Origin of the sequence: Bradyrhizobium sp. AUGA SZCCT0283, from assembly GCF_018130385.1 — a bacterium.
Taxonomy (GTDB): domain Bacteria; phylum Pseudomonadota; class Alphaproteobacteria; order Rhizobiales; family Xanthobacteraceae; genus Bradyrhizobium.
Genome location: NZ_JAFCLU010000002.1, coordinates 177,438 through 200,881 on the forward strand (window position 1 = coordinate 177,438; position 23,444 = coordinate 200,881).

Below are 23,444 nucleotides of genomic sequence, written 5' to 3' on the forward strand. Positions count from 1 at the left end.
TAGCCCGGATGGAGCGAAGCGCAATCCGGGACATCTGTTCAATCATTGGCAGCGGCCCCCGGATTTCGCTTCGCTCCATCCGGGCTAAGGGGCCCCATTCTCCCGCTCGCGAAAAAGTCAGCGCCACAGCAGGCCTGTGCCGTCCCGTCGCCTTGTTTGCGCCGCGGGAGGCGTTAACGATTGCGAGCGCAGGCCACTGGAACCAGTGCCGGTTTCCCGGCATAGTGCATGCCGGGGGACGGAGAGCCGGCGCTTTTAGTACAGGGGCTTGGAGGCCACAGGTAAAATGCGTTCCTTCCTCATTGCCGTCGCCGCCCTGACGCTGTTCGCCGCGGGCACCGCCCAAGCCAAAGTCGCCATCACCGTCGACAAGGATAACCAGCAGATGACCGTCGCCGTCGACGGCATCGAGCGTTACCGCTGGCCGGTATCGTCAGGCCTTCCCTCCTACGAGACGCCGAACGGCAGCTTCCGCGCCTTCCGGATGGAAGAAGACCACTACTCCAAGGAATTTGACGACGCGCCGATGCCGCATTCGATCTTCTTCACGAAGATCGGCCACGCCATTCACGGTACCGATTCCGTCAACCGTCTCGGCAGCCCGGCCTCGCATGGCTGCGTGCGACTGTCGCGCGAGAATGCCTCAAAGCTCTGGGATCTGGTGAAGCAGGAAGGCGTGCTCAATACCACGGTGACGCTGACCGGCTCCTCCCAGGTGGCGCTGGCGCGCAATCCGCGGCGCGCCAATACGGCCGTCGCCCGCCGCGCGCCGCTGCCGCAATATGAGCAGCAATACGACTCCGCCGGCGATCCCATCGTGATCACACCGCAACAGCAGCGCGTGGCGCCAGTGGCGCGGGCCGACGATGGCTACATTTATCCCGCCGACGGCTCTTCCAATGAAGCGCGTTATCCCGCGCCCGGCCGCCGCGTTTACGACACCGAGGCCTACCAGCAGCAGCCACCGCAACCGCAATATTATGGCAACCGCGGCTATCCGCCGGCGCCACAGGGCTACTACTATCAGCCACGGCAGACTTATCAGCAGCGCGGGCTGTTCAGCTATCAGGATTAGCCGGATGAATTTGGTGCGGTCGCGGAGTGATCTGCGGCCAGTGTCTCAACCGTCCGGCGCGCCCGCAAGCTGCCGCTCGCGTTGCGCGGTCAGCCGCGACTGTTGCCAGGCGTCGTGAGCAATCATCCCTGCCGCCATTGCCACGACGAAAACGATGACTCCGGGCGACAGGGTCGCCAGGCTCTCCAAAGCCGGCCCCGGGCATAATCCGACAAGGCCCCACCCGATTCCGAACAGCGCTGCTCCCGTGACCAGCGGCAGATCGATCCCCGATTTTCCCGGCCGGAAATATTGCCCGGCAAACCACGGCTGCGCACCGCGATCGGCCAACCTGAAGCCTGGCATCGACACTGCGAGCGCCGCAGCCATCACCACGGCGAGGCTCGGATCCCATGCGCCGAAGATGTCCAGAAAGCCCAAAACCTTGGTCGGCTGCACCATGCCTGAAATCAACAGGCCCGCGCCGAAGATCAGGCCGCACAACAAGGGGACGATGATCCACATGACTCAACCTCCCAACATGTGATGCGTGATCGCGACGGTGATGACCGCCGTCACAATGAAGACGATGGTGGCGGCGATCGAGCGCGGCGACAGCCGTGCTATTCCGCAGATGCCGTGCCCGGAGGTGCAGCCGCCGCCGAGCCGCGTGCCGAAGCCGACCAGTAGCCCGGCGACGACAATGACGACCCAACTGGCCGGCAGCTTGGGCGCCGCCATGTCGTAACCGATCCAGCCGGCGATAACGGGCGCGAGAATCAACCCCGCGATAAAGGCGATGCGCCAGCCTTTGTCCTCGCTCCGCAAGTTCAAGAGGCCGCCGAAGATACCAGTGATGCCGGCGACCCGGCCGGTCGACAACATCAACAGGACGGCGGAAAGCCCGATCAGGACGCCGCCGATCGCGGCCGATACGGGAGTGAAATTGGCCATAGTAAGCTTTCCTATTGGTTGTCGGGAGCGCGTGAAATCATAGCCGCACTCTTCGTTTGCGCAATGATAGGGATGTCGAATGCAACCTTGATCCATCGCAATGCCGGCCAGGCACGTTACTGGATATATCGTGCCAGGAAACCACGAGGCAAAATCGATGACCAATTGGCCGCAACAGACCGCCGATTTGAGCACTCTCCTGCGTAGCCTTCGCGGAACCGCTCCCGATGTCATGAAGGCGTTCGCGGGCATTGCGAAGGCGGCGACGATTTCGAAGGCGCTGGATGCCAAGACCAAGGAACTGATCGCGCTCGGCATCGCGGTCGCGGTGCGATGTGACGATTGCATCGCCTTCCACGTCAAGGCTTGCGTGGAACAGGGCGCCACGAAGGAGGAAGTCAGCGAGACGCTCGGAATGGCGATTTATATGGGCGCGGGTCCGTCTGTGATGTACGCGAGCCACGCGCTCGAAGCGTTCACGCAATTCGAGGCCGGCACGGCGAAACCATCGGACAAACCAAGTGCAGTTCGCGATGAGGAAGAAATCCGTCTTGAGTGAAAGATTCTGACCGGAAGGTCAGGCGCTCGGAGCGCGCAGCGTCTATTCCTCGCCGTTCCTGAGCCGCCGCCATACCGCGCCCAGCACGTTGGAATAATCGTCGGTCCAGACCCGCTGGCGATCCTCGGCCTCGGTTAACGCCCATTGATCCGACGACGCCAGCTTGCCGACGTCGGCCTCTTCGCGCGCCGAGACCACGACCGAGGTCGAGAAGATGTATTCATTGTCGCGGCCGGAATCCTCGCTGTAGACCCAGCTCTTCATGTCGTTGGCGTCGGCGATTCCCACGACCACGCTCGACAGTTCCAGATGCCGGTTGGAGACGTGCATCACCACAGCGCCCTGCGGCGCCAGCTTGGCCTTGTAGATTTCCATCGCCTCTTCGGTCGCCAGATGAACCGGAATCGCATCCGAGGAATAGGCGTCGACGATGATCAGATCGTAGACGCCGTCAGGCTCGCGCGCGAAGGTCAGCCGCGCATCGCCGATCACCGGCTCCAGTTTCGGCTCGCAGACCTGGATGTAGGTGAAATATTTCGGATCGCGCGCGGTGTCGACCATCGACTGGTCGATCTCGAAGAACTTCCACTCCTCGCCGGGCTCGGAGGCGCAGACCAGCGTGCCGGAGCCGAGCCCGATCACGGCTACCCGCAGCGGCGCCGCTTTACGTTCGCGGATCGCCGTGATCGCCTGACCGATGCCGCCGTCCTTGTGGTAGTAGGTGATCGGCTCCGGCTGGCCGGTGACCAGCGTGCCGTCGTCGTTCTTGAATTTCTCGGCGCCGTGGATCGTGGTGCCGTGCATCAGCACGTGATACTGGCCGTTCGGCGTCACCACGATCTTGTGGACACCGAAGAAACTTCGCACGGTCTCGACCCGTCCGTCGTCGGAAGGGTAAGCGCGCAGCAGCACCAGCGCCACCGCGACGGTGGCAAAGATCTTCCAGCGATTGGCGTTGAGGCCGAGCGCCAGCAGCGCCGAGAGCACGCCGACCGCACCGATCACCCAGACCCTGTTGGTGTCGAGCCAGTTGAACAGTTTGCCGGTGGACCAGGTCGGTGCGATCAGCGCCACCGCCAACGCGGCGAGGAACGGCCAGTACCAGCGGCTCCAGCGCGGCAGCCGCTCATTGCCGGTCGGTCGGCACAGCGCCGCGAGCGCCAGCAGGATCGGATATTCCGCAACCCATGAGAAGGTGAACGGCGCGATCAGGCCGGCGAACAAGCCGCCGACCATGCCGCCGAACGACAATGCGACATAGAAACCGGTGAGATATTTCGCCGCCGGGCGGGTGCGCGCCAGTTCGCCGTGACAGGCCATCGCGATCACGAAGAAGCAGAGCTGATGCCCGCCGAGCGTCAGCAGCAGATTCTGCTCGCCGCCGACCGCCAGCAGCACCACGACGCCGGCGATCGCCAAAGGCTGCGCCAGCAGCATCCATTTGTGCGGCAGCAGCGGGCGCGACTGGAACACCAGCACCCAGGTCAAGAGATAGAGCGACAGCGGCAGCACCCACAGCAACGGCGCAGCGGCGACGTCGGTGGAAATATGCGCGGTCACCGCGATCAGCAGGCCCGACGGGACGGCCGCGAGGAATATCCAGCGGGCGCGCAATATCCATGACGGCGCCGGCGCGTCGGCATCGTCGGCCGGCATGTTCAGTTCCCCCGCCTTCGCCGGCGAGCGCAGCAGCAACACACCGCAGCTTGCGATCAGCACGATCAGCAGGCCGTAACCGCCGGTCCAGATCAGGTTTTGCGTGCGCAGCGTGAACATCGGCTCCAGCAGCACCGGATAGGACAACAGCGCCAAAAAGCTGCCGATATTCGAGGACGCATAGAGGAAGTACGGATCGGGGCCGTTGGGATGGCCGGTGCGGACGAACCAGGCCTGCAGCAGCGGATTGTTGGCCGCGAGCGCAAAGAACGGCAGCCCGATCGACACCGCAAACAGACCGAGCAGCCAGAGCGCATAGCCTGACGTCGGCGGATCACCCCACCCGCTCGAGATCGACAGCGGCAGCGTCAGCATCGCAACCGCGAGCAGCAGCAGATGGGCCACCACGGGAACCGCGCGGTTGCGGAGCTGCATCAGAAAATGCGCATAGGCATAGCCGCCGAGCAGCAGCGACTGGAAGAACACCATCGCCACCGACCACACCGCCGGCGAGCCGCCGAGCCGCGGCAGCACCATTTTGGTGAACAGAGGCTGCACCGAAAACAGCAGCAGCGCACTGACGAAGATCGCAGCGGTGTAGACGATCAGGACCAGCCGGTTCCGATTTTCGGAAGGCTGGTCCGCTGAAACGGACGGATCGGAAGAAGTCATCAAAACTCCGGCTGGAAACCGGCGGGCGCCGGTGGCGGGATGCCCGGCAGGGCCGCCAGCGGGGCGCAATGGAGCATAGGGCGACACGGCGAGCAATGCGGGATAAGAAAGCACGGATAGGGCGCATTGCGCCCTTGCCGATCAAACCTTCTTGAAGCTGAAGCTGGCATGAACGAGACGGATGTTGTCATCATCGGGGCGGGGCATAACGGCCTCACCTGCGCCGCCTATCTCGCGATGGCCGGTCTGCGCGTAAAAGTGGTCGAGCGCCGCAAGGCGGTCGGCGGCGCCGCGGTGACCGAGGAATTCCATCCCGGTTTCCGCAATTCGGTGGCCGCCTATACCGTCAGCCTGCTCAACCCGCAGATATCAGCCGACCTGAAGCTCGCCGATCACGGCCTGCGCATTGTCGAGCGCCGCGCACAGAATTTTCTGCCCGCACCCGACGGCAGCTATCTCCTGACCGGCGAGGGCCGTACCCGGCAATCGGTGGCAAAGCTCAGCGAGCGCGATGCGGCCACCATTGAAGCCTTCTCGCGCGAACTGGAGGCCATCGCCGACGTGCTGCGGCAATTCGTGCTGCGCGCGCCGCCAAACATCGTCGAGGGATTCGGGATCGGCGCGATCCGCGAAGCCTTCAACGCCATGGGCACGGCCGGCATCCTGCGCAAGCTTTCACTGGAGCAGCAGCGCAATCTGCTCGACCTGTTCACGCGCTCCGCCGGCGAGATGCTGGACGAGCGTTTCGAGAACGACCTGGTAAAGGCGCTGTTCGGCTTCGACGCCATCGTCGGCAATTACGCCAGCCCCTACGCCGCCGGCTCCGCCTATGTGATGCTGCACCATGCATTCGGCGAGGTGAACGGCAAGAAGGGCGTGTGGGGCCACGCGATCGGCGGCATGGGCGCGATCACGCAGGCGATGGCGCGCGCGGCGCGCGGCCACGGTGCCGAAATCGAAACCGAAGCCGGCGTGCGCGAAGTGATCGTCGAAGGCGGTCGCGCCGCAGGCGTCATCCTCGACAATGGAAAAACCATCCGCGCAAAGTACGTCGTCTCCGGCGTCAATCCGAAACTGCTGTATACGCGGCTCGTGCCGTCCGGCGCGCTGGCGCCGGAATTCCTCGAACGCATCTCGCACTGGCGCAACGGCTCCGGCACCTTCCGGATGAATGTCGCACTCAACGCATTGCCTTCCTTCACTGCACTGCCTGGCGCCGGCGACCATCTCACCGCCGGCATCATCCTGGCGCCCAGCCTCGCTTACATGGACCGCGCCTGGCAGGATGCGCGCAGCCATGGCTGGAGCCGCGAACCGGTGGTGGAAGTGCTGATCCCCTCGACGTTGGACGATTCCCTTGCTCCGGAGGGCCAACATGTCGCCAGCCTGTTCTGCCAGCATGTCGCGCCGGAATTGCCGGATGGCAAATCGTGGGATGACCATCGCGAGGAGGTCGCCGACCTCATGATCGCAACGGTGGACAGATTCGCGCCGGGCTTTGCCGCCAGCGTAATCGGCCGCCAGGCGCTGTCGCCGCTCGACCTCGAGCGGCAGTTCGGCCTGCTCGGCGGCGACATCTTTCACGGCGCCCTGACATTGAACCAATTGTTCTCGGCGCGGCCGATGCTGGGCCATGCCGACTATCGCGGACCGCTGAAGGGCCTCTACCATTGCGGGTCGGGCGCCCACCCCGGCGGCGGCGTCACCGGCGCCCCCGGCCATAACGCTTCGCGCGTGATCCTGGGCGATCACCGCGCGCTGTTCGGATAGGCTACTGAAAACGCACAAGACGCAACGCCGGGGTCGGCGCCGCGCCTTGCGAAACGATCAAATTGTCAAATCAAACGGCGTCGTAGGCTTCGATGGGAAGCGAACGCGATTCCTGCATCGACGGCGCCAGCGAAGGCGTCGCGCCGCCGGACATGGTGGCCGACGGATAGCTCACATACGCGCTCAGGGCGCACATCAAGGCAATAACTGCAGTAATTTTCTTCATATTGAATTCCCCCTGTGATTTTCGCTGTTTTCAGCGTGCCCCGTTGTTGAGCGAGGCAACTTAATGTGCGGTTCCATTTGGCCGGTGGGAGGGAACCGTCTGAGGGCGCGATGAATCAGGGGTGTACGAGGCGTCGTGAACGGGATTTTAACCACGTCCCTCCGCTGGCCTTTGGCTCACGAATGCGGACCGGATGCGGACAATGTGCAAAGCCGGTGGGCAACGACGGGAAAAGCCTGTGGATTGATTGTCGAAAACTCGCCGCAGCGGCTGTGGAAAAAGCCGGTATCTACCGCGCATAACGGGATCGACGATGCCCCTGCCGGCTGTGGATAGAAGGTGGATATTTCCACCGCACCAACTCTGACCCAAAACGAAAGGGACCGGGCGCTTGGCGCGCCCGGTCCCGGAATGCCCCCCAAAATGGGCGGTTACTTCAGCGAGTTGCTGATGGTATCGAAGTTCGTGCTGAGCTTGGTGCCGAGGCCGTTCACGGCAGAGATGATCGCAATCGCGATACCCGCTGCAATAAGGCCATACTCAATGGCCGTGGCTCCCGATTCGTCCTTGAAGAATGACTTGATGATCGACATTGGCTGGTTCCGACCTGGGTTAATGTTCGCGGAACCGAGGTTCCCCCTGCAGTTCCTGAGCGGGAACATACGGAGAGGAATCTAAGGCTGCCCTAACAGCCGAGACTCAACTTTTCCGAGTAGTACAACATGAAATTTGCTCAAATTTGAATGAAACGCACCTTCCGCCACTCCGGACTTCCAGATTTTCTCTAGGTTCTTCAATGACTTACATCGCTCCTACGTACCGCGTCAGCTTTGCCATCGGCGACGAGCACACAGCTAAAGGTATCGTCGATGCCCTGACCGAAATTTTTTTTGAGGGCGAGGCCGCGGTCGCCGCGTTCGAAGGGCCGGATGGCCGATGGGACGTCACGGTGCATTTCGCCGAGCCGCCGGATCAGCCGCTAATCCGCGAACTCGTCGCCAATGCGGCAGGCGCTGATATCGCCGAGGGCATCGCCTTCGACACGGTCGAGGCCAAGGATTGGGTCAAGGCCAGCCTCGAAGACCTCGTCCCCGTGCCGGCCGGACGCTTCGTCGTCCACGGCCAGCATGACCGCGAACGGGTGGCACCCAACAAGCTCGGCATCGAAATCGAGGCGGCGCTGGCATTCGGCACCGGCCACCACGGTACCACGCGCGGCTGCCTGCTGCTGCTCGATCATGTCCTGAAAGCCTGGCGCCCGCGCCGCGTCCTCGATCTCGGCACCGGCACCGGCGTGCTGGCGATCGCCGCCGCCAGGGCGCTACACGACAAGGTGCTGGCGAGCGATATCGATCCGCCCTCGGTGCAGGTCGCCCGCGAAAATGCGCGGCTGAACGTAGCAGGGCATCTGGTGCAGGCGATCCGCGCCACCGGCTTCTCGGCGCCGCAATTCGCTGATGCCGCGCCGTTCGACCTGGTGCTGGCGAATATTCTCGCCAATCCGTTGCGGCAACTGGCAGCGCCAATGGCGCGGCATCTGGCGCCATCGGCGCTGGTGATTTTGTCGGGCCTGCTGACGCATCAGGCGCCCGGCGTCATCGCCGCCTATCGCGCCCGTGGGCTGGTGCCGGTGCGGCACCTGCGTATCGAAGGCTGGAGCAGCCTGTTGCTGCGCAAGGTGAATTGAAGCTCTATAGCATTTTCGAGCGAAGCATGCCCTCGGATTTGATCCGGGGGTGGGTACCGGTTCGCGTGAAGAAAACCCGTCAAAGCAGGAATCTAGAGCTTCGGTTCTGATTCAATCAGAACCGATAATGCTCTAGTCGGCTGGTCTGTGACGGTTGCGGGCGTTCACGCCGCTTTCTTCCTTCAACGTCCGTTTGACCCGCGCTTCGGCGAACCGGTCGAGCATCTGGACGATGACGCCGCGCTGTTTCTTGTTGGCGACCGGCGAGACCGGGCCGCGGTCGGCCGGCGGCGAAATCTTCTCAAACGTGAAAGCAGGCATGGTGTATCCCCTCTTCGTTGAGTTGAAACACTCCCGGAGCCTCCCGGACATCTTGAGCTGAACAGCCTGCACCGCAAAACCGTTCATCCGACTGACGCGGACGGATATAGTGAAGCACGGATTATGCCAAATTGTGGCCAGCTCCGCCGCATTGCGGACCGCTCCACCGAACTCTAAAGTGCCCCGGCGATGTTCGAAGCTCATTTCCAGACATTCGAAGAACCCGAGAGCGGCGTCGCGCTGACCGCGCGGCTGGGCATCTTCCGCGAGGAGCTGGCGCGCCGGAAGCTGACCGGATTCGTGATTCCCCGCGCCGATCAGCAGCAAAACGAGTATGTCGCGGCCTCCGAAGAGCGGCTGGCCTGGCTGACCGGCTTCACCGGTTCGGCCGGCATGGCGATCGTCCTGACGCGCGAGGCCGCCGTTTTCGTCGATGGCCGCTATACGCTGCAGGCCGCCAAGCAGGTCGACCGCAAGGCCTGGCATATCGAGCCGCTGGCCGATCCGCCGCCGGAACACTGGCTGGCCAAGCACCTTGCGGCCGGCGACCGCCTCGGTTTTGACCCGTGGCTGCACACTTCTGCGGCAGCCGAGCGCCTGGCCGCCGCCTGCACCAAGGCCGGCGCGGAGCTGATCGCGGTCGAGAGCAACCCGCTGGATTCGGTGTGGACCGAGCGCCCGGCCCCGCCGCTCGGCCCCGTTTCCGTTCATGGCGTGCAGTTTTCCGGCGAGATCGAGGCCGAAAAACTCAAGCGGATCCGGCTCGAGATGAGCAAGCTCGGCGTCGAAGCGCTGGTGCTGTCGGACAGCCACGCGGTGGCCTGGACCTTCAACGTGCGCGGCGCCGACGTCTCCCACACGCCGCTGCCTTTGTCCTATGCGCTGGTGCCGAAGGACGGCCGCCCTACCGTCTTCATCGACCACCGCAAGCTGTCCAACCTGACGCGCGACCATCTCGAACAATCCGCCGACGTCAGGGAGCCCGACGCGCTGGTGCCTGATCTGACCGAGCTCGCGCGCAGCGGCGCCGCGATCGCCCTCGACAGCGCCACCGCCGCGGATGCGCTCAGCCGCCTGATTGCAGGCGCCGGGGGAAAACCGGTGCGCGGCAACGATCCGGTGAGCCTGTTGAAGGCGGTGAAGAACATCACCGAGATTGAGGGCACGCGAACCGCGCACCAGCGCGACGCGGTGGCGCTGACACGCTTCCTCGCCTGGATCGACCGCGAGGCGCCCTCCGGCGCCCTGACGGAGATCGACACCGTCGAGGCGCTGGAAACTTTTCGGCGCCAGACCTGCGCGCTGAAGGATGTTTCGTTTCCGACCATCGCCGGGACCGGCCCGAACGGCGCGATCGTGCATTACCGCGTCACCCGCAGGAGCAACCGGCGGATTTCGACCGGCGATCTCCTGCTGATCGATTCCGGGGCACAATACGAGGACGGCACCACCGACGTCACCCGCACGATCGCGATCGGCACGCCCACCGACGAAATGCGCGACCGCTTCACCCGCGTGCTGCGCGGGCACATCGCGATTGCGCGCGCGATCTTTCCCGACGGCACCACCGGCGCGCAGCTCGACTCCTTTGCCCGGCAATTCCTGTGGCAGGCCGGCCTCGATTTCGAGCACGGCACCGGCCATGGCGTCGGCAGCTATCTGTCCGTGCATGAGGGCCCGGCGCGGATATCAAAACTCGGCACCACGCCGCTGAAGCGCGGCATGATCCTTTCCAACGAGCCCGGCTATTACAAGACCGACGCCTACGGCATCCGGATCGAGAACCTCGAACTCGTCATCGGCGCCGACGTCGCCGGCGCCGAGAAGCCGGTGAACGCCTTCGAGACGCTGACGCTGGCGCCGATCGACCGCCGCCTGATCGACGTCAACATGCTGAGCGCGACCGAGCTGAAATGGCTGAACGATTACCACGAGCGCGTCAACCGCGCGGTGCGCCCGCATCTCGACGACAACGCCACGAAACTGTGGCTGGATGAGGCGACGGCAGCGATGCTGCCGCTTTGATCGTTTATTAAATCCGTAGGAGGGGTGGAGGATCCGGTACGCCGTGGCCCGCCTCCTACAGCGATACGGCGCGGGCGCCGGACACAAAATCGCGAAAACAACCCCATGCAAAGTAGAATCCAACGGCCCAGCCTCGTTCTCGCCTCCCCAATTCAGCATGGCCGCATGCTGAAACGGCCGTTTTCGTTCTGACCCGCCCCGCTACAGTCCGATTCAACCAACAGAGGATCGGACTGAATGCACGGCGTCGTGGGCAAGCCGCCCGGCGCGGCGGCAGGCAATAACGCCGTTGCGACCTCGAAAATCATGCTGCTGATGCTGGTCGCGATGACCGGCGTCGCGCCGATCTCGCTCTACATGCTGGTGCCGGCGCTGCCCGTACTGGCGACGACGTTCGGCGGAGACATCTCGGTCGCGCAGATGACGGTGTCGCTCTACATGGTCGGCATCGCCTGCTCGCAGCTCGTCATGGGGCCGCTGTCGGACAGGTTCGGCCGCCGGCCGGTGCTGCTCGCCGGCCTGGCCCTGATGGTGGCGGCCAGCATCGGCTGCTCGCTGGCGCAGACGCTGCCGCAGCTGATCGCCGCGCGATTCCTGCAGGCGCTGGGCGGCGCCACCGGCATGGTGGTGAGCCGCGCCATCATCCGCGACCTCTACAGCCGCGACCGCATCAGTTCCATGATCAGCCTCGTCATCGGGGTCATGATGGTGGCGCAGATGTTGAGCGCGCTCGCCGGCGGCCTCCTGGAGACCGCGTTTGGCTGGCGCGCGATCTTCTATTTCATCACCGCGGCCTCGCTCAGTGTCGCCGTGCTGATATCAGTTGCGCTGCCCGAGACGCGTCGCGACCGCGGCGTGAACGGCAGCTTCCGCGGCGATGTCGGCAAGCTGATCCGCGACCGCGCCTTTCTCGGCTATGTGCTGTGCCAGGTGCTGGCTTCCCAGATCATCTTCACCTTTGCCGGCGGCGGGCCTTACATCGTGGTGACGCAGATGGGCCGCACCACCGCCGAATATGGCGCCTGGTTTGCGACCACCGGCTTTGCCTATCTGGTCGGCAACCTGTTCTGCGTCCGCTTCGCGCCGCGCCATTCGCTGGAGAAACTGATCTGGTTCGGGCTGGCGCTGCAGTTTGGCGGCGCGCTGCTGAACCTGACCTTCAGCATCGTCGGGACCAACCAGGCGCCGCTCTGGCTGTTCGGCACCCAGATGATCGTCATGATCGCCAACGCCTTCGTGATGAACAACGCCGCGGCCGGCGCCATCAGCGTGCGGCCGGAGGCCGCCGGCACCGCCGCGGGCGCGATGGGCTTTCTGCAGCAGGGTATCGGCGCGCTGGTCTCGCAATTCGGCGCCTATCTCGGCGGCCATTCCACCACCACGCTGCCGCTGACGGCCGCGATCTTCGCGCTGTCGATCGCCTGCGCGTCGGCGATGTTCTTCCTCGTGCCGCGGCCAACGCTCGTGGTCAGCGAGGAGTTGATCAAGAAGGCGGAGGAGGAAGAGTCGGGGATGTTGTGAGGTTATGGGCGGCGTCAGCGCCGCCTCACTTTCCGCTGTCATTGTCCGCGAAAGCGGGCGATGACAACAGAGCGCGTAGCGCGCTCCTCACTCCCCGATCAGCTTCAGCCACTCGTCTTCCGTCAGCACGGTGACGCCGTGCTTCTTCGCCTCCGCAAGCTTTGAACCCGCTCCGGGTCCCGCGACCACGTAATCCGTCTTCTTCGACACCGAGCCCGCGGCCTTGGCGCCCAGCCTCTCAGCGGTCGCTTTGGCTTCATCGCGCGTCATCTTTTCCAGCGAACCGGTAAACACCACGGTCTTGCCGGCCACCGCCGAATTGCTCTTCGGCTTCTCGGCGTCGAGGATCGTGACTTCCTTAATCAGCCGCTCGACGATGCCACGGTTATGGCTTTCGCCGAAATAGGCGGCGACGCTCTTGATCACGGTATCGCCGATCTGGTCGAGCGCATCCATCTCGGCGATGGTCTCCTCGTCCCCCTTTGCGACCTTGAGGCAGGCATCGTGGAAGGCGTCCCATGAACCGTAGCCGCGCGCCAGCGCCAGCGCGGTGGTCTCGCCGACATGGCGCATGCCGAGTGCATAGATAAAACGCTCCAGCGCAATCCGGCGGCGGCTCTCGATCGCGGCAAAGAGATTGCGCACCGAGGTTTCGCCGTAGCCCTCGATCTCCTCGAGCTTCAGCTTGGCGTTGCGCTTTTGCAGCGTGAAAATGTCGGCGGGCTCCTTCACCCAGCCCTCGTCGAAGAAGTACTGAAGCTGCTTCTCGCCGAGCCCGTCGATATCGAAGGCGCGGCGCGACACGAACAGCTTCAGATGCTCGATCTTCTGGAACGGACAGGCGAACTCGCCGGTGCAACGGGCGCGCGAGCCCTCCTCGCCGGTTGCTGTTTCCTCGCGCACGACGTCGGTATGCAGCGGGCACGGACATTTTTTCGGGAAGTGAAACTCCTTCGCGCCCCTGGGCCGCTTGTCGATGACGACGTCGACCACCTGCGGAATCACGTCACCCGCGCGCTGGATCACGACGGTGTCGCCGATCCTGATGTCGCGGCCCTCGCGCAGCACTTCGCCCTTGTTGCCGATGCCTCTGATGTAATCCTCATTGTGCAGCGTGACGTTCTGCACGATCACGCCGCCGACACCCACCGGCTCCAGCTTGCCGACCGGCGTGAACGATCCGGTGCGGCCGACCTGGATCTCGATATCCTTGAGCACCGTCATGGCGCGCTCGGCCGGGAATTTGTGCGCAATGGCCCAGCGCGGCGTGCGCGAGACGAAGCCGAGCCGCTCCTGCCAGTCGATGCGGTCGATCTTGTAGACGACGCCGTCGATGTCATAATCGAGTTCGGCGCGCTGTTCCTCGATCTTGCGATGGAACGCGATCAGCTGCTCGACGGAGTGGCAGAGTTTTGTCAGCGGGTTGGTCTTGAAGCCGCAGCGCTCGAACCAGTGGATCATGCCGGTTTGCGTCTCTTCCGGCAGCGCGCCGATCTCGCCCCAGGCATAGGCGAAAAAGCCAAGCGGGCGTGATGCGGTGATGGTCGGGTCCTTCTGGCGCAGCGAGCCTGCGGCCGAATTGCGCGGATTCGCAAAGGCAGCTTCGCCCGCCTCGACTTGCTTCTTGTTCAGCGCGAGGAACGCCTTCTTGGTCATGTAGACCTCGCCGCGCACCTCGCAGATATCAGGCACGTTGCGGCCCTTCAGCTTCTGCGGAACGTCCTCCAGTGTGCGGATATTGGCCGTGACGTCCTCGCCCTCAGCACCGTCGCCGCGGGTGGCGGCGGTGACGAGTTCGCCGCCCTCGTAGCGCAGCGACATCGAGAGCCCGTCGATCTTCGGCTCGGCGGAGAAATCGATCTTGTCATCCGGCAACTTCAGGAACCGCGTGATGCGGCCGACGAAATCGACCACATCCTGTTCGGCGAACGCGTTGTCGAGCGACAGCATCGGCACTGCGTGCCGGACTTTCTTGAAGCGCCCCGACGGCGCCGCGCCGACCTTTTGCGACGGCGCGTCCGACGTGACGAATTCGGGAAACCGCTTCTCGATGGCGTTGTAGCGCTGCCGCAACGCGTCATATTCGGCGTCGGTCACGCTTGGCGCATCTTCCTGATAATAGCGCTTGTCGTGCCCTTCCAGCTCCAGCGCCAGCCGCATGTGCTCAACCTTGGCCTGCGCCTTGGTGAGCTTGGCAACGTCGGTAAGAGCTTTCGCTTTTGCTGTCTTGGCCATGACGGTGAAAGGCTACGCCGTCGCCGCACGCAGCAGCCGTTCCGCCGCCGCCCGCGCCTCCGCGGTGATCTCCGCACCCGCCAGCATGCGGGCGATTTCCTCGCGGCGGTGGTCGGCGGCGAGCGCGTTGACGCGGGTGGCGACGCGCTTGCCCTTGTCCAGCGCGTCCTTGGAAATCAGCAGATGCTGGTTCGCCCTTGCGGCGACCTGCGGCGCATGCGTCACCGCCATGACCTGGACCTGGGTGGCCAGCCGCGATAGCCGTGCGCCGATCGCATCCGCCACCGCGCCGCCGACGCCGGTATCGATTTCGTCGAACACCAGCGTGGGCGCCGAACCGCGGTCCGACAGCACCACCTTGAGCGCCAGCAGGAAGCGCGACAGTTCGCCGCCGGAGGCAACCTTCATCAGCGGGCCAGCCTTGGTGCCTGGATTGGTCTGCACCCAGAACTCGACGCGGTCGATGCCCTGCGGCCCCGGCGACTTCGCGTCGGTTTCGACCTGCGTCATGAATTTTGCGCGCTCGAGTTTTAGCGGCGCGAGTTCGGCGTTGACGGCCTTGTTGAGCTTCTCGGCGGATTTGGTCCGAGCCGCGGAAAGCTTCTCGGCAGCCGCGCCGTAGCGTTTGTCGGCTTCATCAGCTGCCGCTTCCAGCTTCTTCAACTGATCCGCGCCGGCATCGATCAGCGCCACGTCGGAGACGAATTTGGCGGCGAGCGCCGCCAGCCCGTCGACCGGTGTCGAATATTTGCGCGAGGCGGCGCGCAGCGCAAACAGCCGCTCCTCGATGCGCTCCAGCTCGGCGGGGTCGAAATCGGCCGCGACCAGCGCTGCGCTGAGATGCTGGTCGGCCTCTTCCAGCGCGTTGATCGCGATATCGATCGCCTTCACCGCCGGCTCGACCAGCGCCGGCGAATTGGCGGCGCGGCGTTCGAGGCGGCGTACGGCGGCGGCCAGCGCCGGCACCGGCGAATGGGGGCCGCCGACCGCTTCCTGCGCCTCACGCAGGTCGCTTGCGATCTTCTCGCCCTGCATCATGGTGGTGCGGCGTTCGGCAAGCGCCGTCTCCTCGCCGTCTTTCGGCTTCAGCGCTTTGAGTTCGTCGGCGGCGTGGCGCAGATAGTCCGCCTCGCGCGCGGCGCGTTCCATGCTGGCGCGATGCGCGTCGAGCGCCGTGTTGGCGGTGCGCCGCGCCTCCCACAGCGTCTCCAGCGCCGCGACCTCTTTCTCCAGCCCGGCAAAGGCGTCGAGCAACTGCCGGTGCGTCGAGGCATCGACCAGCGCGCGCTCGTCATGCTGGCCATGGATCTCGACCAGAACAGCGCCGACCGCTTTCAGGGTCTGCACGCTGATCGACTGGTCGTTGATGAAGGCGCGGGTGCGGCCGTCGGCAAGCTGCACGCGGCGAAGAATCATTTCGCCGGTATCGTCGAGGCCGTTCTCGGAAAGGATCTTTGTGGCCGGATGGCCCTTGGGGATGTCGAAAGTGGCCGTCACCTGGCCCTGCTCCGCGCCATGGCGAACCAGGCCCGCATCGCCGCGGCCGCCGAGCGCCAGCGCGAAGGCATCGAGCAGTATGGATTTGCCCGCGCCGGTCTCGCCGGTCAGCACCGCGAGGCCACGGGAGAATTCGATATCGAGCCGTTCGATCAGGACGATGTCACGGATCGACAGACGCGCCAGCATGCGAAGTAAATTCCTAGCCGAGACCCAATTTCTTGAAGGCCCTGGAAATATATGAACCCTTGTTCTCGCTCGGCTCGAGACCGCCCGACTTTACAAGATTATAGGCGTCCTTGTACCAGCGGCTGTCAGGAAAATTGTGCCCAAGTACGGCCGCCGCCGTCTGCGCCTCGCCGACGATGCCGATCGCCATATAGGCCTCGGTCAGCCGCGCCAGCGCCTCCTCGACATGCCGCGTGGTCTGGTAGCGGGTGACCACGGTCTTGAAGCGGTTGATGGCGGCGGTGTAGTCGCGCTTTTCCATGTAATAGCGGCCGACGTCCATTTCCTTGCCGGCGAGCTGGTCGCGCGCACCTTCGAGCTTGGCCTTGGCGGAGGTCGAATATTCGGAAGTCGGGTATTTGCGAATCACCTCTTCCAGCGCCGCGATCGCCTTTTCGGTGCGGCCCTGGTCGCGGGAGATGTCCGGAATCTGGTCGTAATGCGAAGCCGCGATCAGATATTGCGCGTAGGCCGCATCAGGACTGCCGGGATGCAGCGTGACGTAACGGGTGGCGGCGCCAATGCAGCTGTCGTAGTCGCCGGAATTGTAGAAGGAATAGGCTGACATCAGCAGCGACTTGCGCGCCCAGTCCGAATAGGGATGCTGGCGGTCGACTTCCTCGAATTTCTTCGAGGCCGCCCTGTTATCCTTGCGCTGGTTCATCAGGTACAAGCCCTCATTGTAGAGCTTGTCGGCCGGTTCCTCGTTGAAGGTGTCGTCCTTGGCGAGGAACTTGTCCCACAGCGCGCCGGTGCCGCATCCGCTCAAGGGAATGGCGAGCGCAATCAGGCCCGCCGCCAGCCGCAGCGACCGTCCGGCGCGAGCGAGGCTGGAAGACCTAAGTGATTTGCATGGTTCGAGCGTCATACGCTGTGCCGACATGGAATCTGTGACCTGACGCCTTTGATGCGGTTGATGACTGAGCCCGCCTGTCCATGAACCGCGGTCATGGACGTCATATTCCCCGTGCCCAACAATTCCTGAGCCCCATGCGTTTGGTGCCCAATTCTTCGAGGCCCCGTGGTGCCTTGTCGTGCAACCGCAGGCCTCTGTAGCCGAAAAATGGTCCTCAACCAACCGAATACGCAGCCAATTCGCCCGGATTAAGGCGGTTGAACGGCATCGTTACCAATTGTGGTTATTACGGAAAACGCGCTTGTACAGCACGAAAAGGCCGGCCGTTCGCAGCCGAAGTCAGGGCATTTCGCAAAGCGAAAGTCAGGAAACGTCCGGACCATAGGCCGGGGCGATCAAGCCGCCCACCATGCCCGCGCCGGCCTCGGCATGGCCGCGGGGACGGCGTGCCGGTTCGGCCTCGACCACCCGCCAGGCGCTGCGGTCGGCCAACAGGGCCGTCAGCACGGCGTGGTTCAGCTTGTGGCCGCCGCGCATCGAACGGTAGGCGCCGAGCAGCGGCAAACCGGCCAGAGTCAGATCGCCAATCGCGTCCAGTGCCTTGTGGCGGGCGCATTCATCGCTGAAGCGCAGCCCTTCGGTGTTGAGCAGACGGGCGTCATCGAGCACCACTGTATTCTCAAAAGAGGCGCCTCGCGCAAAGCCGGCGCTCCAGAGCCGCGCGACATCGTTCATGAAGCCAAAAGTCCGGGCGCGGGAAACCTCGCGGCGGAAACTTTCCGGGCTGACATCGATGGAATAATGCTGGCGGCCGATCACGGGATTGGCGAAGTCGATCTCGACCTCGACGCGGAACCCGGCCGCATGCGGGCGCAACTCGCCGAAGCTATCGCCGATCGCGATCTGCACCGGCCTCAGCACCTGAATAAAGCGGCGGGAGGCCGACTGGGTGACGATGCCGGCCTGATCGATGGCGGCGACGAAGGCCGCGGCACTGCCGTCCATGATCGGAACTTCGGGACCGTCGACTTCGATGATCGCGTTGTCGACGCCCATGCCGCGCAAGGCCGCGAGGACATGTTCGGCGGTGGAAACCAGCGGGCCTTCGCGGTCGCCGAGAACGGTCGCCAGATCGGTGGCGGTTACGGATTCCGCGACTGCGGGAACTTCGCGGTCGGCCTCATCAAGGCCGGTACGGACAAAAATAAAACCCGCATCCACAGGTGCAGGTCCAAGCGTCAGGCTGACAGGTAAACCGGAGTGAACGCCAACGCCCGTTACGGTGGCTTGCGACCGAAGCGTGGTTTGCCGGCTGAATTTCATCGATAACTGCCCACTACCCGACTTAACCTAAAGACAGGAACCGCGCGTGAGCGCCGATTCGCGTTCTAGGCATCCCCAAGTCACGGCAAACCATAGTCATTGCCCCAAAGCGCGCCAACTCACGCTTCTTTACCGATTGTTACCCTATCTCTGCCGCAATCGCGCCAAGGGTTAACCAAATTCCAGCGCGGACGGGCGCGGATTCAGCTGTGATATCTGATCACAGGATGAATAATTAATGATTTAAAATCAGTCGGTTGGCTGGCCACCCGAGGCTCGGCACCGCCCATAAGCGAAGGGCCCCGGCTGTTCCAGCCGGGGCCCTTTGGATCACTTGGATTGTAACAAAACCTCAGTTGGCCTGGCGCCGGAGGAAGGCCGGGATATCAAGATGGTCGTCGCCCTGTGGCGCCGGGGCAACAGGTGCCGGGCGGCCATGGACGTCCAAACCTTGCGGCGCCGGGCGTTTTGCGTACTCCGATACCGGATCCTGATTCGACGCCATTTGCTGGGCGACGGTACGCTGCGGCTTGCGATCCGGCAGCGGCGCCATCGCGGGACCGGAGGCACGGGCCGCGATCGGCGGCTCGGTCTCTTCGTCGCGGCGGCCGAGGCCGACATTGGCGAGCCGCTGCAAGAGCGACAGCCGGGTCTTCTGCGGATGCTCCTCCTCGGGCTCACCGCGGGCCTGCCGGATTTCGGCCTGCGCCGGCATCGGGAGATCCTCGAATTTCGGCATCCGCGGCGAGCGGGCCGGCGGACGTTCGGCCGCCTGCGGGATGAAGGTTTCGGGTGTCGCAGGCTGCTCGGGCTCGACCCGGGCGGCCTCATTATGATCCGGGAACAGGGTCGGCTTCTGCGCGATCGGGCGGACCGTGACGTCACCATAGGAAGCCGGCTGGATCGGCGCCTGTTGCGGCGTCTCAACCGCCGCGGCGATCGCGGCGAGTGCCGCACGCTCGACATTGCTGGACGAACGTTGAGCCGGCGCGGCGGCGGCAGGGACCTGCGCGAGAGCCGAAGCAACCACCTGCGGCGCGGACGCCGGTTCGAGCTTCTGGGCGCGTTCGGCCAGGCGCGCATTGTCGGCGCGAAGGCGAGCGGTCAGTTCGGCCAGACGGCTGTCGGGCGAGGCCGTGGCGGCGGCAGTGGCAGTGGCAGCGGCGGTGGTCGCGACCGCCGGGGCGGCGGCATTGCGCGCGATCTGCGCCTGCTCGATACCAGTGGCGACGACGGAGACGCGGATGATGCCGTCGAGCGTTTCGTCGAAGGTGGCGCCGACGATGATGTTGGCGTCCTGATCGACTTCCTCGCGAATCCGGGTGGCGGCTTCGTCGACTTCGAACAGCGTGAGGTCCTTGCCGCCGGTGATCGAGATCAACAGGCCGCGCGCACCCTTCATCGAAGAATCATCGATCAGCGGGTTGGCGATTGCAGCTTCCGCCGCGGTCAGCGCCCGCTTCTCGCCGGTGGCTTCGCCGGTGCCCATCATCGCCTTGCCCATCTCGCGCATCACGGCGCGGACGTCGGCGAAGTCGAGGTTGATCAGGCCTTCCTTGACCATCAGGTCGGTGATGCAGGCGACGCCCGAATAGAGCACCTGGTCGGCCATCGCGAAGGCGTCGGCGAAGGTGGTCTTTTCGTTGGCGACCCGGAACAGGTTCTGGTTCGGGATGATCAGCAGCGTATCGACCACCTTGTGCAGTTCGGCGATGCCGGACTCGGCGGTGCGCATGCGGCGCATGCCCTCGAAGTGGAACGGCTTGGTCACCACGCCGACCGTGAGGATGCCCATTTCGCGCGCGGTCCTGGCGATGACAGGGGCTGCACCGGTGCCGGTGCCGCCGCCCATGCCGGCGGTGACGAACACCATGTTGGCGCCCGAGAGATGGTCGCGAAGCTCGTCGATGACCTCTTGCGCCGCCGCCGCACCGACATCAGGCTGGGACCCCGCGCCGAGGCCCTGCGTCACCTGCGTGCCCATTTGCACGATGCGCTGCGCCTTCGACATGGTCAGCGCCTGCGCGTCGGTGTTGGCGACGACGAAATCGACGCCCTGCAACCCGGCAGTGATCATGTTATTGACGGCATTGCCGCCTGCTCCACCGACGCCGAAGACGGTAATCCGCGGTTTCAGCTCGCTGATGTCAGGGGGGGTCAGATTGAGTGCCATGGTTGCCTCTCGTTACGACGCGCGCGTTGGTTCGCCCCGGCCGGCGGCCGCGGCATTTGGTGAAAATCGTTTGGTCACTGGACCGGTCATCAGAAGCCCTCGCGAAGCCATCGTCCGACCTTTCCGAAATAGCCGTCAGTCCCTGTCCTGAGCTGCCGCGTATGCCGCGGTTCGACGTGTTCCAGATGAGCGTATTGCGGATAAACCAGCAGGCCGGTCGGCACCGCGAACGAGGCGCTCTTGGCCTCGCTGGGCAGCCGGCCGAAACCGAGCGGCCGGCCGATCCGGACCGGCCGGTTGAGAATGCGGGTGGCAAGTTCGACGGTGCCGGTGAGCTGGGACGCGCCGCCGCTCAAGACAACCCGCGCCCGCGGCTCTGCCGCAAAGGGGGAATCCGCGAGCCGGTCCCGGACCATTTCAAAAATCTCCTCGGCGCGATGCCGGACGATGTTCGCGATCGTGGCGCGCGAGACGATCTGCGGCGCATCGTGTTCCTCGCCTGCAGTCGGAACAGACATCAACTCGCGCGCGTCGGACCCGCCGGTCAGCACGGTCCCGTATAAAGTCTTGATTCGCTCGGCATCCGCAATGCATGCGCCGACGCCGCGTGCAAGATCCATGGTCACGTGCTGCCCGCCGAGCGCAAATCCGCTGGCATGAACGAAGCGGCCGGCCGAATAGGTCGCAATCGTGGTCGAACCGGCGCCCATTTCGACCACGGCGGCGCCGAGATCGGCTTCGTCGTCGGTCAACACGGACAGGCCTGCGACATAAGGACTCGCCGCCATGGCTTCGACGTTGAGATGGCAGCGCTCGACCACCAGCATCAGGTTGCGGGCAACCGTGGCATCCGCCGTCACCACGTTCATGTCGACGCCGAACTGCCGGGCCACCATGCCGCGGGGATCGCGGATGCCCTTGACGCCATCCAGCGCGTAGCCGACCGGCAGCGCGTGCAGCACGGTGCGGCCCTCGCCGGTGGCGTGGCGCATGCCGGTGGAGGTCACCCGGGTGACGTCATCGGCGGTAACGGCACCGCCGCGAATATCGGCGGCGGCTTCGACCAGCTGGCCCTGCAGCCGGCCGCCGGAAACCGACAGCAATACTGACTCAACGCGCACCTTGGCCATGCGCTCGGCGAGCGCCACCGCCTGCCGCACCGCCTGCTCGCATTCGGCGAGATCGACCACGGAGCCTGCCTTGACGCCGCGCGACTGGATCTGGCTGTAGCCGATCAATTCCACCGCATGGGTGCGGCCGCGCAGCGCGTCGCTCGGCGGCGACGGCTTCAGCCGCGCGATCATGCAGGCGATCTTGCTGGTGCCGACATCAAGCGAGGCCACCAGCGCGGTGCGCTTGTGGTCGACGGGGCGTGTCTTCGGGGTCTGGTTGCGATCGAGGCCGGTCATGCGTCACCGGCCTTCTTCTTGGTCTTCTTGTCCTTGAACAGCTCTTCGCGGGCCTTGGCCGCGTCATCAGACAATTGCACGGTGAGCCGGTCCGGCAGGCGCATGTCGACCGCGACGATGTCGCGCGAGAACAGCCGCTCCTCCTTGTCGAGCTTGCTCAGCACGGCAAGCGCATTGCCGACGTCGTTCTCCGGCAGGCGAATGTCGAGGCCGTCCTTCAACCGCAAATTCCAGCGCCGTTCGCCGACCAGGATCGCAGCCTTGGTCACGATGCGAACCTGCGGATAGCGGTCCAGCAGGGCGAGGAAGTCGCGGGCCTTGACGTCGGCGCCCTTGCCCACCACCAGCGGCAGCGTCACGAAGCGGCGCGACACATAGGGCTCCAGCACCGCGCCGTCCTCCGATATCACGGAGAGCCGACCGTCCTGCTGCCACAGCGCAAACGCCGTGCGCTCGACGATGTCGATCTGTAGCCGGCCAGGATAAAGCTTCAGGATGGTCGCGTCTGAAATCCAGGGATTCGCCTTGAGCTTGTCACGCAGGGTGGTGGCATCGAGAAACAGCAGCGAAGAGCGGCCATTGACGCCGCCGATCGCGAGCACCTCGTCCTGGCTCAACTGCTTGCGGCCGTTGATGGCAACCTCGGTGATGCGGAACCCGGCTGAATTGGCCAGTGCGTTGCGGGTGTCACTGAGCGCCACGGTGAATTCATCGACATGGCCGCCTTTGACGATGCCCAAGCCTGTGCTGCCGAGCAGCATCAGCACGGTCAAGGCGACGCCGGCGCGGTTCGGAAGGTAGCGTTCGACCAGAAGGACCAGGCGATTCGGCGGCGCGCGATCGATCACGGGCCTCGCCGGGACGCGGGCACGAAGGCCCAGCCGCTCGCGCAGCAGCACGACCGCTCCAATAGCGGCCGCTTTCAGGTCAGCTTGGGGCCCCAGCGATCTCAGCGACCGAGCGAGGCGTCCTGCACCATCCATTGCACGAGCCTGTCCAAGTGTTGTTCCCGCAAGCGTTTGCGGGTTCCGGCCCATATGACGCCTCGGCCTTTGCCGGACTTGGTGCTGATCTGAAGTCGGAACAGCGCACGCCCCGGCAGCCAAGCGCCACATGCGCCGCCAGCGTTAACCTTCGGACTTACTGGTAAACAAAGTGTAAAACCGGGGGGCCGCCGGTGCGTTTTGGTGCGTCTTTTGAGTGGTTTGCCGAACAATTGTTAGGATTTAGCAACAATTTTCGTGGTCGGCCTCCGGTTCCCCCGTTAACGGCCTTTAC

At 64.5% G+C, this 23,444-nt stretch carries 19 protein-coding genes; 6 read left to right on the forward strand and 13 right to left on the reverse strand.

Translation table 11 applies throughout. From position 1 onward, the window contains the following. Positions 1 to 286: 286 nt before the first annotated feature. Complete coding sequence (locus JQ624_RS04300) at positions 287 to 1,075, forward strand: L,D-transpeptidase (protein ID WP_212417601.1); 789 nt, start codon at positions 287 to 289, stop codon at positions 1,073 to 1,075. Between the two features lie 45 nt (positions 1,076 to 1,120). Here JQ624_RS04300 and JQ624_RS04305 read toward each other — a convergent pair whose 3' ends face one another. Continuing rightward, on the reverse strand, positions 1,121 to 1,579 hold the full coding sequence (locus tag JQ624_RS04305) for a DUF6691 family protein (protein WP_212417602.1): 459 nt from the start codon (positions 1,577 to 1,579) through the stop codon (positions 1,121 to 1,123). A 3-nt stretch (positions 1,580 to 1,582) separates the two neighbouring features. Further along, entirely contained in the window at positions 1,583 to 2,008 is a 426-nt protein-coding gene (locus JQ624_RS04310; protein ID WP_212417603.1) for a YeeE/YedE family protein, read from the reverse strand. 157 nt (positions 2,009 to 2,165) lie between these two features. Here JQ624_RS04310 and JQ624_RS04315 point away from each other — a divergent pair, with 157 nt between their 5' ends. Continuing rightward, on the forward strand, positions 2,166 to 2,567 hold the full coding sequence (locus JQ624_RS04315) for a carboxymuconolactone decarboxylase family protein (protein ID WP_212417604.1): 402 nt from the start codon (positions 2,166 to 2,168) through the stop codon (positions 2,565 to 2,567). A gap of 42 nt (positions 2,568 to 2,609) precedes the next feature. Here the strand turns inward: JQ624_RS04315 and JQ624_RS04320 are convergent, their stop codons facing one another. Next, complete coding sequence (locus tag JQ624_RS04320; RefSeq protein WP_212417605.1) at positions 2,610 to 4,895, reverse strand: spermidine synthase; 2,286 nt, start codon at positions 4,893 to 4,895, stop codon at positions 2,610 to 2,612. Positions 4,896 to 5,063: 168 nt separating this feature from the next. On the opposite strand from JQ624_RS04320, the gene JQ624_RS04325 reads away from it, so the two are divergent. Further along, a complete protein-coding gene (locus tag JQ624_RS04325; RefSeq protein ID WP_212417606.1) occupies positions 5,064 to 6,665 on the forward strand; it encodes an NAD(P)/FAD-dependent oxidoreductase in 1,602 nt (533 codons plus the stop codon). 70 nt (positions 6,666 to 6,735) lie between these two features. Here JQ624_RS04325 and JQ624_RS04330 read toward each other — a convergent pair whose 3' ends face one another. Continuing rightward, positions 6,736 to 6,891, reverse strand: coding sequence for a hypothetical protein (locus JQ624_RS04330; RefSeq protein WP_212417607.1), 156 nt, complete (start codon positions 6,889 to 6,891; stop codon positions 6,736 to 6,738). A gap of 431 nt (positions 6,892 to 7,322) precedes the next feature. Next, entirely contained in the window at positions 7,323 to 7,484 is a 162-nt protein-coding gene (locus JQ624_RS04335) for a Flp family type IVb pilin (protein ID WP_212417608.1), read from the reverse strand. A gap of 203 nt (positions 7,485 to 7,687) precedes the next feature. Between JQ624_RS04335 and JQ624_RS04340 the strand changes: the two genes are divergently transcribed. Further along, on the forward strand, positions 7,688 to 8,578 hold the full coding sequence (locus tag JQ624_RS04340; RefSeq protein ID WP_212417609.1) for a 50S ribosomal protein L11 methyltransferase: 891 nt from the start codon (positions 7,688 to 7,690) through the stop codon (positions 8,576 to 8,578). 132 nt (positions 8,579 to 8,710) lie between these two features. Here JQ624_RS04340 and JQ624_RS04345 read toward each other — a convergent pair whose 3' ends face one another. Further along, positions 8,711 to 8,899 carry a hypothetical protein gene (locus JQ624_RS04345; protein ID WP_212417610.1) on the reverse strand — a complete coding sequence of 63 codons (189 nt, stop codon included), beginning with the start codon at positions 8,897 to 8,899 and terminating at the stop codon, positions 8,711 to 8,713. A 189-nt stretch (positions 8,900 to 9,088) separates the two neighbouring features. Here JQ624_RS04345 and JQ624_RS04350 point away from each other — a divergent pair, with 189 nt between their 5' ends. Both JQ624_RS04350 and JQ624_RS04355 read left to right on the forward strand, forming a co-directional pair. After that, complete coding sequence (locus JQ624_RS04350) at positions 9,089 to 10,924, forward strand: aminopeptidase P family protein (protein ID WP_212417611.1); 1,836 nt, start codon at positions 9,089 to 9,091, stop codon at positions 10,922 to 10,924. Between the two features lie 237 nt (positions 10,925 to 11,161). After that, a complete protein-coding gene (locus tag JQ624_RS04355; protein WP_212417612.1) occupies positions 11,162 to 12,445 on the forward strand; it encodes a multidrug effflux MFS transporter in 1,284 nt (427 codons plus the stop codon). Positions 12,446 to 12,532: 87 nt separating this feature from the next. On the opposite strand, the gene ligA is transcribed toward JQ624_RS04355, so the two are convergent. From ligA to JQ624_RS04390, 7 genes are all read right to left on the reverse strand, one after another. Next, positions 12,533 to 14,680, reverse strand: a complete 2,148-nt coding sequence (gene ligA, locus JQ624_RS04360; protein ID WP_212417613.1) for an NAD-dependent DNA ligase LigA — start codon at positions 14,678 to 14,680, stop codon at positions 12,533 to 12,535. A gap of 12 nt (positions 14,681 to 14,692) precedes the next feature. Next, positions 14,693 to 16,366 carry a DNA repair protein RecN gene (recN, locus tag JQ624_RS04365; protein ID WP_212417614.1) on the reverse strand — a complete coding sequence of 558 codons (1,674 nt, stop codon included), beginning with the start codon at positions 16,364 to 16,366 and terminating at the stop codon, positions 14,693 to 14,695. A 13-nt stretch (positions 16,367 to 16,379) separates the two neighbouring features. Beyond that, positions 16,380 to 17,288 (reverse strand): outer membrane protein assembly factor BamD, encoded by a 909-nt coding sequence (locus JQ624_RS04370; RefSeq protein WP_212417615.1) that lies wholly within the window; start codon positions 17,286 to 17,288, stop codon positions 16,380 to 16,382. Between the two features lie 336 nt (positions 17,289 to 17,624). Then, entirely contained in the window at positions 17,625 to 18,584 is a 960-nt protein-coding gene (lpxC, locus tag JQ624_RS04375) for a UDP-3-O-acyl-N-acetylglucosamine deacetylase (RefSeq protein WP_212417616.1), read from the reverse strand. 352 nt (positions 18,585 to 18,936) lie between these two features. Next, complete coding sequence (gene ftsZ, locus JQ624_RS04380) at positions 18,937 to 20,757, reverse strand: cell division protein FtsZ (protein ID WP_212417617.1); 1,821 nt, start codon at positions 20,755 to 20,757, stop codon at positions 18,937 to 18,939. 89 nt (positions 20,758 to 20,846) lie between these two features. Beyond that, positions 20,847 to 22,166: a cell division protein FtsA gene (gene ftsA, locus JQ624_RS04385; RefSeq protein ID WP_212417618.1), complete on the reverse strand. Its 1,320-nt coding sequence runs from the start codon at positions 22,164 to 22,166 to the stop codon at positions 20,847 to 20,849. Beyond that, positions 22,163 to 23,149, reverse strand: coding sequence for a cell division protein FtsQ/DivIB (locus tag JQ624_RS04390; protein ID WP_212417619.1), 987 nt, complete (start codon positions 23,147 to 23,149; stop codon positions 22,163 to 22,165). Before JQ624_RS04390 ends, ftsA begins: the two co-directional genes overlap by 4 nt. Positions 23,150 to 23,444: the final 295 nt, after the last annotated feature.